This is a genomic window from Roseomonas aerilata DSM 19363 (assembly GCF_000711725.1).
Taxonomy (GTDB): Bacteria; Pseudomonadota; Alphaproteobacteria; order Acetobacterales; family Acetobacteraceae; genus Roseomonas; species Roseomonas aerilata.
In genome coordinates, this window is the sequence record NZ_JONP01000151.1 from 1 (window position 1) to 1,069 (window position 1,069).

A 1,069-nucleotide genomic window follows, 5' to 3' on the forward strand; every position below is an offset into this window, starting at 1 on the left:
GTGGACCGTCCCATCTGAATCTCTGGCTTCTGCCTTGGCCGCAAGGGCCTTGGCGATGATGCCGGCCATTGTCATGGGGACGGCAGCACTGATCGCATCCCGGTTCCGCTCGTAGGCCTGCCAACGCGGGCAGTAGTCCCGGCCGGTGCCCTTGGCCTTCAGCTCCGCCAGCAGCGTTGGATGGGCATCGCAGAGCCGGATCAGGTCGGCGTCAGGATTGTGAGCGGTCGCGCGTGCCACCAGGGCCGCGAAGTCGAAGAGGGGTTCCATGGTCCTGCGTGCGCGCTCCCAGAGCTATCCGGCTGACCAGGTCAGCCCTGGAGCTAACGCACAAGGCTTGAATTTATGATGCAATATCGCAATAACAAGTTCGTCGCACTTCCGCCGCGACAGTGCCACGTGTGACCAGCCCCACGAGGGATGCTCCTCCCTCGAAGCACGAATGGTTGCAACGGAATCGACCACACCGCGCCGGATCAAGGCTTCCGCGTACAGGTCACATGATAACGGCGCCCGCGCCGTGTCGCCCCCATCAGAGCAGGGTCTCAACGAGCTTCGCCTGTAGCTCCTGGAGGCGCTGATCCAAACCCCTGCGGCGCCAGGCGACAAGGTCGACCGCTCGGGAAGCCGCTACATCCTGCCGGAACAAGGCCTCCATCCGCTCACCAAACTCCCGTCCGAGGATGATCGCGTTGATCTCGTTGTTCCAGACAGCGCTGCGCCAGTCGAGGTTGGAGGAGCCGATGGCTGACCAAGCGCCGTCCACCACTGCCGTTTTGGCGTGAAGGATCTTTCCCTGCCGCTCATGGATACGTACCCCGGCCTCCAGCAAGTCCCCGTAGGCCGCGCGTCCAGCCGCGATGGCAACGCTGCTGTCGCTCTGACCGGGGACGACAATCTGCACGTCCACACCCCGTCGGGCCGCGTCGGTAAGCGCACGAGCCAGGTCCGGAGTGGGCACGAAGTAGCCGGTGGTGAGGTGGATCGATTTCTGTGCCAGGGCAATCGTGGCAAGCAGGGTGCGGTAGATGAGCGGCTGGTCACTGTCGGGGGCGCCGTCGATCGCTTG

2 protein-coding genes are annotated in these 1,069 nt (G+C 64.2%); both read right to left on the minus strand.

Annotated features, from left to right (window positions below; translation table 11 throughout):
• On the minus strand, positions 1–270 hold a 270-nt coding region (locus BO39_RS29490; RefSeq protein WP_043840449.1), incomplete at its 3' end, for a hypothetical protein.
• Positions 271–532: 262 nt separating this feature from the next.
• Positions 533–1,069: phospholipase D-like domain-containing protein (locus tag BO39_RS29495; RefSeq protein ID WP_043840450.1), on the minus strand; the 537-nt coding region annotated here is incomplete at its 5' end.